Genomic DNA, 15,055 nt, shown 5'->3' with positions numbered 1-15,055 from the left:
GACCGCCATGCGGGTCGTCATGTTCGGTTATCAGACCTGGGGACACCGGACGCTGCAGGCCCTGCTGGAGTCGGAGCACGAGGTCGCCCTCGTCGTGACGCACTTCAGGAGCGAGCACGCGTACGAGAAGATCTGGGACGACTCGGTCGCCGAACTGGCGGAGAAACACGGCGTGCCCGTGCTGCTGCGCACCCGCCCGGACGACGCCGAACTGCTGGAGGCGATCAAGGCGGCGGCCCCCGACCTCATCGTCGCCAACAACTGGCGCACCTGGCTGCCGCCGGAGATCTTCGACCTCCCTCCGCACGGCGCCCTCAACGTGCACGACTCGCTGCTCCCCGCCTACGCGGGCTTCTCCCCGATCATCTGGGCGCTCATCAACGGCGAGGAGCGGGTCGGCGTCACCGCGCACCGCATGAACGGCGAACTGGACGCGGGCGACATCCTGTTGCAGCGCTCGGTCCCCGTCGGCCCGGAGGACACCGCCACCGACCTCTTCCACCGCACCTGCGACCTGATCGCGCCCCTGGTGCGCGAGTCCCTGGATCTGATCGCCTCCGGCCGCGCCGAGTGGACGCCCCAGGACCGCTCCCGCGCGAGCTTCTTCCACAAGCGCTCCGTCGAGGACAGCCGCATCGACTGGAACTGGCCGGCGCAGGACCTGGAGCGGCTCGTGCGGGCGCAGTCCGACCCGTACCCCAACGCCTTCACCTACCACCGCGGCGAACGCATCCGGATCGTCTCCGCCGCCGTCTCGCAGGCCCGGTACGGCGGCACGCCCGGCCGCGTCTTCATCCGCGAGGGCGACGGGGTCGTCGTCGTCGCCGGCGCGGACGCGCGCGGCGGCCACCGCGAGGGGCTGCTGGTGCGCACGATCCGCACGGACGACGGCGCCGAACACGCTGCCACCGACTGGTTCCGCACCATGGGCGGCTGCCTGACGGACCGCCCGTGACGACGGCACCGGTCACCCCGGGGACGCCGGCCGCCCTGCGCGCGTTCGCGGACCGCACCGTCGTCGTGAAGGTGGGCGGGCACGCCATGGGCGGGGAGCCGCTGCTGCGCGATGTCGCCCGGGACGTCGTGCGCCTCCGGGAGGCCGGCGTGCGGATCGTGGTGGTCCACGGCGGCGGCCCGCAGATCAGCGCCCAGCTCGACCGCGAGGGCATCGAGGACCGCTTCGTCGGCGGGCTGCGGGTCACCACCGCCGAGGTGCTGGACGTGGCGCGCATGGTGCTGGCCGGCCGGGTGCAGCGGGACCTCGTCGGGCTGCTCAACGAGCACGGCCCGTACGCCGTGGGGCTCACCGGCGAGGACGCGCGCACGCTGACCGCGCGGCGCCGCTACGCCGACGTCGGCGGCGAGCGTGTGGACATCGGCCTCGTCGGCGAGGTGACCGAGGTCAACACGGCGGCCGTGGACGTCCTCCTGGACCACGGCCACATCCCCGTCGTCTCCTCCCTCGGCCGGGGCGCGGACGGCCAGGTCTACAACGTCAACGCGGACGCGGCGGCCGGCGCCCTGGCCGCCGCGCTCGACGCGGAGGCGCTGGTCGTCCTCACCGACGTGCCCGGGCTGTACGCCGACTGGCCGCGCCGCTCGCGGGTCGTGGAGCGGATCACCGCGACCGAACTGGCGGCGGTGCTGCCGGCGCTCGACGGTGGTATGGCGCCGAAGATGGAGAGCTGCCTGCGCGCCGTCCGGGCGGGCGTCCGCGCGGCGCGGGTGCTGGACGGCCGCGTCCCGCACGCCCTGCTGCGCGCGCTGACCGCGGGACCGGGGGGCGCCGGCACGACCGTTCTGCCGGGGTAGTCCGGTCGGTGCGCCGGGGGCGCCTCATGAGTGGCCGACGGACGGTTCCGACAGAGGATGAGGCGTCCGGTCGCGCCGGGGCAGCAGGAGCGGGGTGGCGAGGGCGAGCACTCCCGCGACCGCGAGAGCGGTGCGCGGGCCGGTGGCGTCGGCGAGCAGCCCGCCGAGCGCGGTGAGGACGGCGACGGCCGCCTGCTGGCCGATCGCCCAGGCCGTCAGGGTGCGGGAGACGAGGTGCGCGGGGGTGTGTTCGAGCCGGTAAGCGGCGAGCACCGGGCTGTACAGGCTCATGGTGACGATGATCGCCGACTCGACGGCCATCACGGTGGCGAGGCCGAGGACGCCGGGACGGACGAGGGCCAGACCGACCAGCCAGCAGGCGCGCAGCGTGCCGGCGGTCCGCAGGACCCGGTCGCGGCCGAAGCGGGCCACGGCGCGGCGGGCCAGCCGGGAGCCGATGAGTCCGCCGAGACAGGGCGCTGCGAAGGCGAGGCCGTACTGCCAGGGCGGGAGACCGAGCCGGCGCAGCAGGAGCACGGCCAGCAGGGGCTCGGTGGCCATGACCAGACCGGCGACGGCCATCTGGTTGAGCCACAGCGGCCGCAGAGCGGGGTGGCCCAGGATGTGCCGCCAGCCGTCGAGCAGCGCGCCCGCCCGGACCGGGCTCCCGCCGGTTTTTCGCGGCACGTCCTCCTGGCCGCGGATCGCGGTGAGGCCCAGCGCGGAGAGCAGGTAACTGACCGCGTCGGCCGCCACGGTGACGACCGGCCCGAACAGGCCGATCGCCGCCCCGCCGAGCGGCGGCCCCACCACGATGGAGCTCCAGTTCGTTGACTCCAGCCGCGCGTTGGCGACGAGCATGTCGTCCGGCCGGAGAAGGGCCTTGAGGTAGGCGCCGCTTGCCGCGTTGAACGCGATCTTGGCCGCGGCGACCACGGCCGAGACCGCGAGCAACTGGACGAAACCCAGCAGGCCGAGGGCGTAGGCGACCGGGATGGACGCCATGGCCGCGCAGCGGGCCAGGTCCATCGTGATCATGACCCGGCGCTTGCGCCGGAACTCCACCCACGGCGCGAGCGGCACCGCGATCAGCGCACCCACCGCGGGCCCCACCGCGGACAGCGCGGACACCTCGGCGGGGCCGGCGTGCGCCACCAGCACGGCGACCAGCGGCAGAGCTCCGAACCCCAGACCGGACCCGTACGCGCTCACCGCGTAGGCCGCCCGCAGCCAGCCGAACGACCGGCCCAGCGGTCTCCTGCCCACCATGCCCGGCGTCTCCCTTGACGTGCACCCGCACAAACCGACGTTGACCGACCAGAGCCAAGTCGGCAGGTGGGCTGCACGTCAAACAACCGACCTGGCCGTACGCCACAACCATCGGTTGTTCCGTAAGGTGGCCGGCGTGGATCTCGAAGCAGTACGGACCTTCGTCGCCGTCGCGGAGTCGGGCCAGTTCCAGAGGGCCGCCGTCGACCTGTCGGTCACCCAGCAGGCCGTCTCCAAGCGCGTCGCCGCGTTGGAGAGCGACCTCGGCGTGCGCCTGTTCACCCGCGCCGCCCGCGGCGCGGAGCTCACCATCGACGGGCAGGCGTTCCTGCCCCACGCACGCGAGCTGCTGCGCGTCGCCGAGCGCGCGGGCGAGTCCGTGCGCCCCGGCCGCCGTCCGCTGCGCGTCGACGTGATCGCCTCGCGCAGCGCGCAGTCGAGGCTGATGCGCGCATTCCACCGGGCCTTCCCCGAGATCGCCCTCGACGTGGTGATGCTGTTCGACATCGACAAGGCCGTCAGTGCGCTGCGCTCCGGCGCGATCGACGCGTCCTTCCGCGCCGTCGCCGCGCCCGGCCGTCCCCTTCCCGAGGACATCGAGGCCGTCCGCGTGCTCGACGAGCCGCTGCAACTCCTCACCGGTCCCGGGCACGCGCTGGCGGACGCCCGGTCGGTGACCCTCGCCGAGCTCACCGGGCACCGGATCTGGATGCCCGGCATCGCGCCCGGCACCGAGTGGGGCGCCTACTACGACGACCTCGTCGCCGCGTTCGGCCTCACCATCGAGGCGACCGGCCCCAACTTCGGCTCCGACGCACTCCTCGACACCATCGCCGACACCCCGGCCCTGGCCACCTTCATGGGCGAGCACACCCGGCTCATCTGGCCCGCCGACCACGGTCTGCGCCGCATCCCGGTCACCGACCCGACGCCCGTCTACCCCCACTCACTCCTCTGGCACCGCGACAACCCCCACCCGGCACTGGCCACCCTCCGCACCCACCTCGCCGCCGTGACGGCCGGCAGCGACGCCGTCGGGACGTGGACACCCGCCTGGACGCTTCCCGGCGACGTCCGTTGAGAGGACTCCGACGGCTGCGGTTCCGGCTGTTCTCGACCGCCGCCCCATGCGTCACCGCCGAACGGGGCCGCGTCCTCCCCTCGGCTCTTCATCCGCTGTGATGACTCGCCGGCTTCAGTGAGGGTGGTTCCCGGTGCCGCCCGGCCGATGTCAGACCGCCGACAGGGCTTGCGTCGGGGGCAGCCGTGAGGCGCGCACTGCCGGGTAGACGCCGGCGACGGCTCCCACGACGATCGCGCCGGCCAGACCGCTGCCGAGCGCGAGGGGTGGCAGGACCGGCGGCCACGACTGCCAGAGTGCGTAACCGACCGTGCCCGCCGCGCCCAGCGCGGTGCCGCTCAGCCCGCCCAGGACGGACAGCATGACGGATTCGGTCAGGAACTGGCCCCGTATCTGGCGGCGGTTGGCGCCGAGAGCGCGGCGCAGGCCGATCTCGCGGCGTCGTTCGAGGACGGAGACGAACATGGTGTTGGCCACTCCGATGCCGCCGACCAGCAGGGCGACCCCGGCGAGGCCGAGGAACAGGGAGGAGAAGGTGTGCTCGGTGGCGCGCTTGGCGGCCAGGGCGTCCGAGGGCCGGCTGACCTGGACGAGTCCCGGCAGTTCGGGGTTGACGGTGGCGGGCAGGACGGCGCGTACCGCCTCGATCTGCGACTCGCGCGCCTTCACGTAGACCACGGTGGGGTGGCCGTCGAAGGCGAGGCCGTCGCGTGCCGCGGGCCAGCCGACCAGTACGGAGCTCTCCAGGTCGGGAGTGAGGGGCGTCGGCCCGAGGATGCCGATCACGGTGAACGATCGGGTGCCGATCGTCACCAGCGGCTCCCGTCCCGGGGTGACGCGGTCGATGCCGAGTCGCGCCGCGGAACGTGGGCCGAGGACGGCCGCGGGGAAGCGCTCGGTGGCGCGGTCGAGGAACCGGCCGGAGCGGACGGTGCCGCCGACGGTGGCCAGCAGGTTGGTCCTGGCGGCCAGCACGCTCAGCCCGATCGAGTCGTTGGGGTCGGCCAGGTCGGAACGCCGCACGGTGGTGTGGACGTTGGCCACCGCGGTGGTGCTGGTGACGGGGCCGATCCGGGCCGCCATGACGTCGGCGGCCTCGGGGAGCAGCGCCTTCTGTCCGGCGTCGGGCTGCGGCTGGGCGCGGAGCATGTTGGTGCCGAGCGCGGACAGCTCGTCCATGAGGGCCCGTTGGCTGGACGCGGGGATGCCGGTGACGACGACCAGGGTGGCGATGCCGATCGCGATGCCCAGTGCGGACAGCGCGGCACGCGTCCTGCGGGTGTGCAGACCGAGCACGCCGAGTCGCAGGACGTCGAGGGGGGACAGTCTGATCGGTCGGTTCATGCCGGGCTCCAGGCGTCCGCGCGGGTGGCGCTGTCCGAGGCGATGCGGCCGTCGCGCAGTCGGATCCTGCGCGGCATCCGGGCGGCGATGTCCAGGTCGTGGGTGATGACCGCGATGGTGGTGCCCTCCTCGTTCAGTCCCGTGAGCAGGTCGAGCACGGCGCGGCCGTTGGCGCTGTCGAGCGCCCCGGTCGGTTCGTCGGCGAGGACGAGTGCGGGTTCGTTGACCAGTGCGCGGGCGATGGCGACACGTTGCCGTTCGCCGCCGGACAGTTGCTGGGGGAGGTGGCGGACGCGGTGCGCGAGGCCGACCCGGGCGAGCGCCTCTTCGGCGCGGGGGCGGCGCAGCCGCCGTGGCACGCCCGCGTAGAGCAGGCCGGTCGCGACGTTGTCGGTCGCGTCGAGGCCGTCCGTGAGGTGGAAGTGCTGGAAGACGAAGCCCAGCAGCCGGGCGCGCAGGGCGGACAGCCGCCGGTCGGGCAGTCCGGCGGCGGCGTGGCCGGCGATCTCCACCGTGCCGCTGGTCGGCCTGTCGAGGGTGCCCATGATGTGCAGCAGCGTGGACTTACCGGAGCCGGAGGGCCCCACGATCGCCAGGAGCTCGCCTTCCATGACGGTGAGCGACACCTCGCCCAGGGCGGTGACGTCGCCCGCGTAGGTCTTGGTGACCTTGTCGACCACGAGGGCGGGGGCCGGGCCTGCGGTGTTCACGAGGCGGTCACCACCGTCATGCCCTCGTTGACACCCGTGCCGCTCACTTCGACCATTCCGTCGGCGAACACCCCCGTCTCCACCGGGACCAGAGTGGAGTCGGGGCGCTGCAGCGCGTAGCCGCCCTCCCTCAGGGCGAGGAGCGCGGTGACCGGGACGGCCAGGACGCCCTTGCGGTCGGTGGCGGAGAAGCGGACCTGGACGGAGGCGGAGTCCAGCCCCTTCACGTCGCCGGCGTGCCGCGGGGTGACGGTGACGGCGACCGTGGGAGGTCCTGCCTGCGCGGTCTGGTCGTCGGCGGAACCACCCTGGACGGCGCCTGCGACGGAGGCGACGGTGCCGGGGATCTCCCGGCTGTCGGGAAGGGTGATCGTCACGCTCTGCCCCGTGTGGAGGGCGCCGACCTCGGCGGCGTCCACGCTCACGGCCACCGACTTCGCGGTGGTGGTGTAGGTCAGCACTTCTCCTTCGGCCGGGTCGCCCGGGGCGGCGGTCACGGTGTTGACCCTCACCGGGCCCGGCAGGACGAGCGCCCGGCCGGGTGTGAGCGTGCCGGTCGCCTCCTGGCCGGTGTCGCGCTGCCACCGCTTCAGGGCCGCGCCGAGCTCGACGGTGAACTCGGTGCCGCCCGGCGCGTGGCGCGTGGGCGCGCGGTCCGTGGTGGGCCCGATGTCGTAGCCGAGGGCCCGCAGATTGTCCGCCAGGACCGTGACGTCCCGCCCGCGCAGCCCCGGCTTGTCCAGCGCTCTGAAGAAGGGCGTGTCACCGAGGAAGACGGTCACTGGCTGGTCGTTCACCCAGTACAGGGGCTTGCCCCGGACGGCTGTCGCACCGGGCGACGGCAGCTTGGTGAGCACTCCGGGGCCCGTGCCCTTGAGGGCGCGCAGCGGGCCGTAGCCGAGTGTGCCGGGCAGGGTCCTGTCGGTGGACAGGTCGGTTTTGGTGACCTTGACGGTGTCGAGCCGGATCGGGTGTTCCGGCGCGGTCTGCCCGCCGCCCTGCCGCGCGCTCCAGGCGGCGGTGGCGCCTCCCGCGCCGCCGGCGGTCAGGAGGACGGCCAGGGCCACGGTGAGCCGGCGCCGGCGCCGCCTGGGGAGGCGGTGATCAGCGGTTCTTGTCACCGAAGGCCTCCATCGTGCAGCTCTTGTCGAGCTTGGCCTGCTCGGCCTCGCTCATCGCGGGCTGGCCGTCGAAGGTCCACCCGGAGTTGTCGGGCAGCGCGGTGACCTTGAGTCCGTGCGAGTTCAGGCACGTGATGTAGACGCGGTAGTCGTCGTCGTAGTGCGGGTTCGATTCGCGGCGCAACTCGGGCGGCTGGAGGGGGAGTTTGCCGGCGCACGTCTTCTGTGCGGCCTTGGCGGTGGGGCTGTTGTCGTGCTGGTCGACGGAGTAGGGGCCGCGGGCCAGGATCATCTTGTGGCCGTGGTCCTTCAGACAGGCGGCGTAGGCGTTCCAGTAGCGGTCGCGCTCGGCGTCGGAGCTGTCCAGGCGCAGCTGCGGACGGCCCTGCTCGCTGTCGGCGGACGGCGTCGTGGACGACGGCACCGGCGCGGCCGAGGGGGCGCCGGTCGCCAGCGAGGCGACGTCCTGGTCCCCGGACTGCTTGCCGGACGTCGTGCCGGCGCCCCCGGTGGAGCCGCCGCAACCGGTGAGCAGGACGGCGCAGACGAGCGCGGCGGCCGCGCCGGCCGCGCGGAGCGGGAGGTGTGGGTAGGTCATGCCGACCGATGGTGGCCGGTGAATGTCGGAATCCTGTCAGGAAGCCATCGGCATCCCGTGGTCCCGCGCGGACGGAGCCCCGATGTCGGAATTGCGAAACTTGGCGTACTTATACTTCCGGCCATGAGCGCACACATACTGGTCGCCGAGGACGACGAGAAGCAGGCCCAACTGGTGCGGGTGTACCTCGAGCACGAGGGGCACTCGGTCACTGTCGTCCACGACGGCCGCGCCGCACTGGAGGAGCTGCGCCGCGACCCTCCGCAGCTGCTCGTGCTGGACGTGATGATGCCGAAGGTCGACGGGCTCGACGTCTGCCGCATCCTGCGCCGCGAATCCGACCTGCCGGTGCTGATGCTCACCGCCCGCTGCACCGAGGACGACCTCCTGCTCGGCCTGGACCTGGGCGCCGACGACTACATGACGAAGCCGTACAGCCCCCGGGAGCTGACCGCCCGAGTGCGCACCCTGCTGCGCCGCGCCCGGCCCTCGGGTCCGCCCGCCCCGGAACCCGACCCGACGCTGACCGTCGGCGGCCTGAGCATCGACCCCTCCCGGCACGAGGTGGTCTGCGACGGCAGCAGCGTGGACTGCACCCCCGGGGAGTTCCGGCTGCTGGAGACGCTCGCCGCCGAGCCGGGGCGGGTCTTCACCCGCGAGCAGATCCTCGGGCAGCTCCACGGCACGGGGCGCTACTTCACCGTACGGACGGTGGACACCCATGTCATGAACCTGCGCCGAAAGATCGAACCCGATCCCGCCCGCCCGGTGCGGCTGCTCACCGTCTACGGCGTCGGCTACGTCCTGTCCGACACCGCATGAGCCGCCGCTTCCACAGCAGCCTGGTGGTGCGGCTGCTCGCCCTGTCGGTGCTGGTCTCGGTGTGCTCGATCGCCGCCACCGCCTGGCTCGCGGCCCGTACGACCACCCGGGCGATCCGGCAGGAGCAGGGGCAGGCGATCTCCGACGACGCCCGGATCTACAAAGCCCTCCTGGGCCGGGCCGCCACGCACACGGACTGGCGGGGCGTGCAACCGCTGGTGGACCGCCTCGCCCGGGAGACCGGGCACCGCGTGGTCCTCACCACGCAGGACCGCCGTCCGATCGCCGACTCCGCCGACGCCCGCCACCGGACCCCGCTGCCGGACCGGGCGTCGGCGACCGTGGACCCGCTCGCCGTCGACACCGGGATCTCGGGGGCCGACGGCGGCGACCGCATCGACCCCCGTGCCGTCGGCCCCTTCCGACTGACAGGGGCGGAACGGACGCGGCTGACCGCCCTCGCGCAGCGCCGCGTCAGCTGCCTTCGCAGCCTCGGCCTGCCCGCCGCCTCCACCACTGCTCCCGGCGGACGTCCGCACGTGGACCCGCCGGGCTACACCGGCGGCCGCTGCGCCGACGGGGTACTGGACCAGCCCACCCGAACCGAGTCCCGTGCCCTCGCCCGGCTCGACTCCCTGGTCGACGCGTGCCTCGGCCGCCGGGGCAGCGGTCCCGTACAGCTCGCGCTGGACCTGACATGGACGCCCACGCGGAGCCGCGACCCGGTGGACGGGGCACTGGTCGCCTCGTGCCTGGACAGCGCCCGCCGCGAGCAACTCGCTCCGTACGTCGCCCCGGCCGCGCTGCTGTTCATCGGCTCCCCGGAGAACGCCGCCGCCGCGTCCCCGTTCGACCTCTCCGCACCCAACCGCCTCCGCATGGCCGGGGTCGTGGCGAGCGTGCTCCTGCTGACCGTCATGGTCACCATCGGCCTCGGCCTGCAACTGGTCAGACCACTGCGCGCCCTCACGGCGGCCGCTCAGCGCGTGAAGGCGGGCGATGTCGCCGCGCGCGTGCAGGTGAGCGGCAGGGACGAGATCGGGCGCCTCGCGGAGGTGTTCAACGAGATGTCTCAGCAGCGGGCGAAGCTGGAACGGCTGCGCACCGAGATGGTGGGCGACATCGCCCACGAGCTCCGCACCCCGCTCAGCAACATCCGCGGCTGGCTTGAAGCCGCCGACGACGGCGTCGTCCCGGCCGATCGCGCCCTCGTCGGTTCGCTGCTCGAAGAGGCGCTCCTGCTGCAGCACATCGTCGACGACCTCCAGGACCTCGCCGCCGCCGACGCGGGCGCGTTGCGCCTGCACAAAGTGCGGTGCGACGTCGGTGAACTCCTGCGGCAGGTCGCCGCCGCCCACGGCGGACGCGCCGACCACGCCGGCGTCGCGCTGTCCGTCGACGTTCCCGCCGACACCGGCACCGTGGTCGCCGACCCGGTCCGTCTCCGCCAGGCCGTCTCCAACCTCGTGTCCAACGCCGTCCGCCACACCCCGCCCGGTGGCACGGTCATGGTCACGGCACGCCGCGAGGACGGCGCGCTCGCCATCGCCGTCGCCGACACGGGCGCCGGTATCCGGCCGGAGGATCTGCCGCGGGTTTTCGACCGCTTCTGGCGCGCGGAGAAGTCCCGCAGCCGCAGCACGGGCGGCAGCGGTCTCGGCCTCGCCATCGTCCGCAACCTCGCGCAGGCCCACGGAGGCACCGTCACCGTCGAGAGCACCCACGGCAAGGGATCGCTGTTCACCTTGCGGCTGCCCGGCGACGGACCGGAAGGGCAGGACGTCCGCTGAGCACCCCCGCCGGAGGCGGGAGGTACCTGTACCGGGGGTCCGTCATCGACCCCGTCTCGCGCCGCCTGGCGAGCTGAGCGATCTCGGTCGCATGCGCACCGACCTCGTCACCGACGTTCCGGCCGCTGCTGAACACACCCGCGGCAGCCTGGCCGGAGCGGTCCTGCACATGGGTCACGGTCGCCGCGACATCCCGACTGCGGAGGTGCCTATGGCGCGGCGCCGGCGCCAGGCAACGCCATCACCCGGCCTGGTCACCGAACATGCACATCATGTGACGGGCAGTCATTCTTGCTGTGGGTCTGCTGCTGTCGATGACAGCTTTCCTCAGTCGGTAGCGGCGCGTGCCGCAACGCGGGCCCCTTCCCTGGAGGTGACGTGTTGTCCCGAAGAGCCGTACCTCGGGCGTGGTGGGCAGTGGGCGCGATCGTGGCACTGGCGTCCGGCTCCCTGACAGGTGCCGCGTACGCGGGCAGCGTTGACAGCGGCCGAACTGGTGTCGTGACATCGGGCGCACAGGCCGGTCTCGCCGACCCATGCTTCCGGATCCCGTACGTGCTGGGATATTGCCCCAGTCGCCCCGGGTACCACTGGCCGGGCCGCCCCGGCATCCCGGGCCCTCCGGGGCCTCCCGGGCCGCCGGGACCACAAGGCGACCCCGGCCAACAGGGGGCTCCCGGCCTGCAAGGCCCTCCTGGCGAACAGGGGCCTGCCGGTCAGCCGGGGCCTGCCGGTGAGCAGGGACCGCCGGGTCTGCAGGGGCCTGCCGGTGAGCCGGGGCCGCCCGGAGTCTCTCCCGCTCACGGCCTGGTGGACTTCACCGCCGACGGTCAATTCGCACCGCCCGACGGGGTCACCACGGTCTTCGTCCAGGCATGGGGCTCCGGCGGGGGCGGTTCGGGAAGTGATGGCAGCCTCTTCACCGGATCCGGCGGCGGTGCCGGGGGCTTCGCCTGGTGCGTCCTTCCCGTCCAACCGGGCACACCGGTGACGGTGGACATCGGCGCCGGAGGAGCGGGCGGAGCCGAGCTCGGGAACGGCCAGCCAGGCACACCCACAACGGTGACCAACGGTCTCGGCGGCGTCGCGATCGCGAACGGTGGCAGCGGCGGGCGGTTCGCCTCGTCCGGCGGCACGGGTGGTACCGGCGGCTGTCCCGCTCAGGGCACGGCCCGCCAGGGCGCGGTCGGTGGGGCCGGGTCCAGTGGCGTCAACGCTTCACCGGGTCTGGGAGGCCGTCCGGCCGTGGACGGCGTCACCCAGCCGGCACCACCGACTGCCGGCATCGGCGGCAACGGCGGCCCTCATCCGCCCCCCGACAACTACAGCGGCCTGCCCGGCGGACCCGGATATGTCGTCATCTGGTGGTGAAGCGGCGCGCCCGGTTTGCGCCCCGCCGCAACGCGGCGGTCCGGGACCCCGGGAGGGTCCGGACCGCCGCGCTGCGCCACCGCTTGACTGCGCCGCCGGAGGCGGCGTGATCGCCGCCGCGTCACTCGGCGGCCGGGACCGCCTCGTGGTGGCGGCCCATGGGGATCACCAGCGGGGTGCCGCTGACCGGGTCCGTGGTGACCTGGCAGCGCAGGTCGAAGACGTCCTCGACCGTCTTCGCGGTGATCACCTCGGCCGGCGGCCCCTCCGCGGCGATCCGCCCCGCCTTCATCGCGATGACGTGGTCGGCGTAGCGGCAGGCCTGGTTGAGGTCGTGCAGGACCATCACCACCGTGCGGTGCTCACGGCGGTTGAGGTCGGTGACGAGGTCCAGCACGTCGATCTGGTGGGCCAGGTCGAGGTAGGTGGTCGGCTCGTCCAGCAGCAGGACGGGGGTGCCCTGGGCCACGGCCATGGCGATCCAGGCCCGCTGCCGCTGGCCGCCGGACAGTTCGTCCACGGCCCGGTCGGCGAGTTCGGTCAGGCCGGTCGCCGCCAGCGCCTCGTGGACGGCCCGCTCGTCGGCCTCGGACCACTGCCGCCACCACGTCTGGTGGGGTGAACGGCCGCGGCTGACCAGGTCGATGACGGTCAGTCCCTCCGGGGCCACCGGCGTCTGCGGCAGGATGCCCAGCCGCTGGGCGAGTTCCCGGGTCGGTACCGACCGCAGGGCCCGGCCGTCGAGCTCGACGGCGCCCTGCCGGGGCGCGAGAAGCCGGGCCAGGGCCCGCAGCAGGGTGGACTTGCCGCAGGCGTTGGCGCCCACGACGGCCGTGATCCGGCCGGAGGGTATGACGAGGTCGAGGTCCTCGACGACCAGCCGGTTGTCGTACGCCAGGTGCAGCCCGCGCGCCCGCAGGTCGGGGCCCGCGACGGCGCTGGGGGTGGGGGTCGTGGTCGCCATGGTTCAGCCTCCTGAGCCCGCGCGGTTGGCACGGATGAGCAGCCAGAGCAGGACCGGCGCGCCGATGACGCCGGTGACGATCCCGACCGGGAGTTCCGTGCCGGGGATCGCCTCACGCGCGATGAGGTCGGACCCCAGGACGACCAGTGCGCCGGTCAGTCCCGAGGCGGTGAGCGGCGGCCACGCCGTGCCGGCCAGCCGCTGGGCGATCTGCGGGGCGGCCAGGGCCACGAAGGCGACCGGGCCCGCGGCGGCCGTGCCGAAGGCGATCAGCCCGACGCCGACCAGCAGCAGGGCGAGGCGCACCGGTTGCACGGGGGTGCCGAGGCCGGCCGCCACGTCGTCGCCGAGTTGCAGGGTCCGCGTCCAACGGCCCATCCCGAGGGCCAGGGGGACGAGCACGCCCGTGGCGACCGCGAGGTGTGCGACCTGGTCCCAGGTGCGGCCGTTGAGGTTGCCCACCAGCCAGCCCAGGGCGGCCTGCGCCTCGAACCGCTCGCCGCGCGCGACCAGGTAGTCGGTGGCGCTGGTGCACATCCAGGACACGCCGATGCCGACGAGGATGATGCGGTAGCCGCTGGCGCCGCCCTTCCAGGCCAGGGCGTACACCAGCAGCGCCGTGAGCAGCGCCCCGAGCAGGCCGAGGCCCTGGGCGCCCAGGCCGCCGTCCCAGCCCAGCACGACGCCGGCGACGACGGCGGTCCCCGCTCCCGCGGTCAGGCCGATCATGTCGGGGCTGGCCAGGGGGTTGCGGGTCATGGTCTGGTACAGCGCGCCGGAGACGCCGAAGGCGATGCCGACGAGCAGTCCCACGAGGACGCGCGGCAGCCGCAACTCCCGGACGACCAGCACCGTTCCGGGGTCGCCGGTGCCGGTCAGCGCCCGGACGACGTCGGCGTACCCGAGGGGGTAGTCGCCGATGGCCACACCCCGGCAGAAGAGCAGGAACACCGCGGCCACCAGGGCGGCGCACAGCACGACCAGGCGGGGCCGGACCACTCCGGAGACCGGTGGGACGGCCAGCCGGAAGGGCCGGCGGCGGCGCGGCGGGGCGAGCGCGGTCATGCCGGGACCTCCGCGAGTCTGCGCCGGCGGACCAGGGCGATGAAGAACGGACCGCCGATGAAGGCGACGAGGACGCCTGCCTGTATCTCGACGGGCCGGGCGACGATCCGGCCGAGGATGTCCGCGGTGAGCAGCAGGCAGGGGGCGAGCAGCGCGGACAGCGGCAGGAGCCGGCGGTGGTCCGGGCCGATGCCCGCGTACTGGGCGAGCACCCGGGCGGCATGGGGCACCACCAGCCCGAGGAAGACCACCGGGCCGATCACGGCGACCGACGCGCCGGTCAGCAGCATCACCGCGACGACCCCCTGCAGGCGTACGAGGCCGAGCCGGCGTCCGAGGGAGGCGGCCACGTCGTCGCCGAGGGCCAGGCTGTTGAGCGCGGGCGCGGTGGCCAGCGCCAGCACCGCGCCGACCGCCAGGAAGGGCAGCAGGCCGCGGACGACGGCCCCGTCCTGGTCGGCGAGGGTGCCCGCGGACCAGAAGCGGTAGCGGTCCAGGGCCTCGGGATCGGTGAGGACGATCGCGTTGGTGAGCGAGAACAGCAGGAAGGTGACGGCGACTCCGGCCAGCGCGAGCTTGACCGGCGTCGTGCCCGAGCGGCCCGTCCCGCCGAGCAGGAAGACGAGCACGCTGGTGCAGAGCGCACCGGCGAAGGCGAACCAGATCGCGCCGTACAGCGAGCCGATCCCGAACAGGGCGACGGCGACCACGATCCCGAAGGACGCGCCCGCGCTGACGCCGAGGATGCCGGGGTCGGCCAGCGGATTACGTGTCAGGGCCTGCATGAGCGCTCCGGACAGTCCCAGAGCCGCGCCCGCGCTGACGCCGAGGACGGTGCGCGGCACGCGGACGGTCCAGACGATGTTGTCGACGAGACGGTTCGGGGGGTGGCCCAGCAGCGTCCGGACGACCTGGTCCGGGGGGACGTCGACGGCGCCCAGCCCGATCGACAGCACGCACAGCGCCGCGAGTACGGCCGCGAGCAACACGCTGATCAGAGCTGGGCGCAGGCTTCTGCGCGGGGTCACCGGCCTGGCTCCACGGCCACCATCCTTAGGTTAGGCATACCTTAACCCTAAGGCCGCGGGTTGTGTGTGTGCCCCGCGGG

Annotated in this window: 14 protein-coding genes; 6 read left to right on the top strand and 8 right to left on the bottom strand. The window is 73.6% G+C overall.

The window, feature by feature from the left end:
- Positions 1–7 precede the first annotated feature (7 nt).
- Together AC3ET4_RS16360 and argB are read left to right on the top strand one after the other, a co-directional pair.
- On the top strand, positions 8–955 hold the full coding sequence (locus AC3ET4_RS16360) for a methionyl-tRNA formyltransferase (RefSeq protein WP_431949886.1): 948 nt from the start codon (positions 8–10) through the stop codon (positions 953–955).
- A gap of 86 nt (positions 956–1,041) precedes the next feature.
- Complete coding sequence (gene argB / locus AC3ET4_RS16355) at positions 1,042–1,812, top strand: acetylglutamate kinase (protein WP_431949911.1); 771 nt, start codon at positions 1,042–1,044, stop codon at positions 1,810–1,812.
- A 24-nt stretch (positions 1,813–1,836) separates the two neighbouring features.
- Here the strand turns inward: argB and AC3ET4_RS16350 are convergent, their stop codons facing one another.
- Complete coding sequence (locus AC3ET4_RS16350) at positions 1,837–3,081, bottom strand: MFS transporter (RefSeq protein WP_431949884.1); 1,245 nt, start codon at positions 3,079–3,081, stop codon at positions 1,837–1,839.
- A gap of 136 nt (positions 3,082–3,217) precedes the next feature.
- On the opposite strand from AC3ET4_RS16350, the gene AC3ET4_RS16345 reads away from it, so the two are divergent.
- Positions 3,218–4,162 (top strand): LysR family transcriptional regulator, encoded by a 945-nt coding sequence (locus tag AC3ET4_RS16345; RefSeq protein WP_431949882.1) that lies wholly within the window; start codon positions 3,218–3,220, stop codon positions 4,160–4,162.
- A gap of 150 nt (positions 4,163–4,312) precedes the next feature.
- On the opposite strand, the gene AC3ET4_RS16340 is transcribed toward AC3ET4_RS16345, so the two are convergent.
- The 4 genes from AC3ET4_RS16340 to AC3ET4_RS16325 are packed head-to-tail and all read right to left on the bottom strand — an operon-like array spanning position 4,313 to position 7,935.
- Positions 4,313–5,506 carry an ABC transporter permease gene (locus tag AC3ET4_RS16340; RefSeq protein WP_431949880.1) on the bottom strand — a complete coding sequence of 398 codons (1,194 nt, stop codon included), beginning with the start codon at positions 5,504–5,506 and terminating at the stop codon, positions 4,313–4,315.
- On the bottom strand, positions 5,503–6,216 hold the full coding sequence (locus AC3ET4_RS16335; protein WP_431949878.1) for an ABC transporter ATP-binding protein: 714 nt from the start codon (positions 6,214–6,216) through the stop codon (positions 5,503–5,505). Before AC3ET4_RS16335 ends, AC3ET4_RS16340 begins: the two co-directional genes overlap by 4 nt.
- Positions 6,213–7,337 (bottom strand): hypothetical protein, encoded by a 1,125-nt coding sequence (locus tag AC3ET4_RS16330; protein WP_431949876.1) that lies wholly within the window; start codon positions 7,335–7,337, stop codon positions 6,213–6,215. Before AC3ET4_RS16330 ends, AC3ET4_RS16335 begins: the two co-directional genes overlap by 4 nt.
- On the bottom strand, positions 7,321–7,935 hold the full coding sequence (locus AC3ET4_RS16325; protein WP_431949874.1) for a hypothetical protein: 615 nt from the start codon (positions 7,933–7,935) through the stop codon (positions 7,321–7,323). Before AC3ET4_RS16325 ends, AC3ET4_RS16330 begins: the two co-directional genes overlap by 17 nt.
- A 123-nt stretch (positions 7,936–8,058) precedes the next feature.
- Between AC3ET4_RS16325 and AC3ET4_RS16320 the strand changes: the two genes are divergently transcribed.
- The 3 genes from AC3ET4_RS16320 (at position 8,059) to AC3ET4_RS16310 (ending at position 11,918) form a co-directional block, all read left to right on the top strand.
- Positions 8,059–8,757 (top strand): response regulator transcription factor, encoded by a 699-nt coding sequence (locus AC3ET4_RS16320; protein ID WP_431949872.1) that lies wholly within the window; start codon positions 8,059–8,061, stop codon positions 8,755–8,757.
- Positions 8,754–10,547, top strand: a complete 1,794-nt coding sequence (locus AC3ET4_RS16315; RefSeq protein WP_431949870.1) for a sensor histidine kinase — start codon at positions 8,754–8,756, stop codon at positions 10,545–10,547. The genes AC3ET4_RS16320 and AC3ET4_RS16315 overlap by 4 nt, the downstream gene beginning before the upstream one ends.
- Positions 10,548–11,357: 810 nt before the next feature.
- Complete coding sequence (locus AC3ET4_RS16310) at positions 11,358–11,918, top strand: glycine-rich domain-containing protein (protein WP_431949868.1); 561 nt, start codon at positions 11,358–11,360, stop codon at positions 11,916–11,918.
- Between the two features lie 121 nt (positions 11,919–12,039).
- Here the strand turns inward: AC3ET4_RS16310 and AC3ET4_RS16305 are convergent, their stop codons facing one another.
- The 3 genes from AC3ET4_RS16305 to AC3ET4_RS16295 are packed head-to-tail and all read right to left on the bottom strand — an operon-like array spanning position 12,040 to position 14,945.
- Entirely contained in the window at positions 12,040–12,882 is an 843-nt protein-coding gene (locus AC3ET4_RS16305) for an ABC transporter ATP-binding protein (RefSeq protein WP_431949866.1), read from the bottom strand.
- A gap of 3 nt (positions 12,883–12,885) precedes the next feature.
- The gene (locus AC3ET4_RS16300) at positions 12,886–13,947 is read right to left on the bottom strand and encodes a FecCD family ABC transporter permease (protein WP_431949864.1); all 1,062 of its coding nucleotides are present in this window, start codon (positions 13,945–13,947) and stop codon (positions 12,886–12,888) included.
- The gene (locus AC3ET4_RS16295; RefSeq protein ID WP_431949909.1) at positions 13,944–14,945 is read right to left on the bottom strand and encodes a FecCD family ABC transporter permease; all 1,002 of its coding nucleotides are present in this window, start codon (positions 14,943–14,945) and stop codon (positions 13,944–13,946) included. Before AC3ET4_RS16295 ends, AC3ET4_RS16300 begins: the two co-directional genes overlap by 4 nt.
- Positions 14,946–15,055 lie beyond the last annotated feature (110 nt).

The sequence above is a fragment of the Actinacidiphila sp. bgisy167 genome (assembly GCF_057707665.1).
Note: the sequence above shows the minus strand (reverse complement) of the source record. Positions and strands in the feature narration are given on the sequence as shown.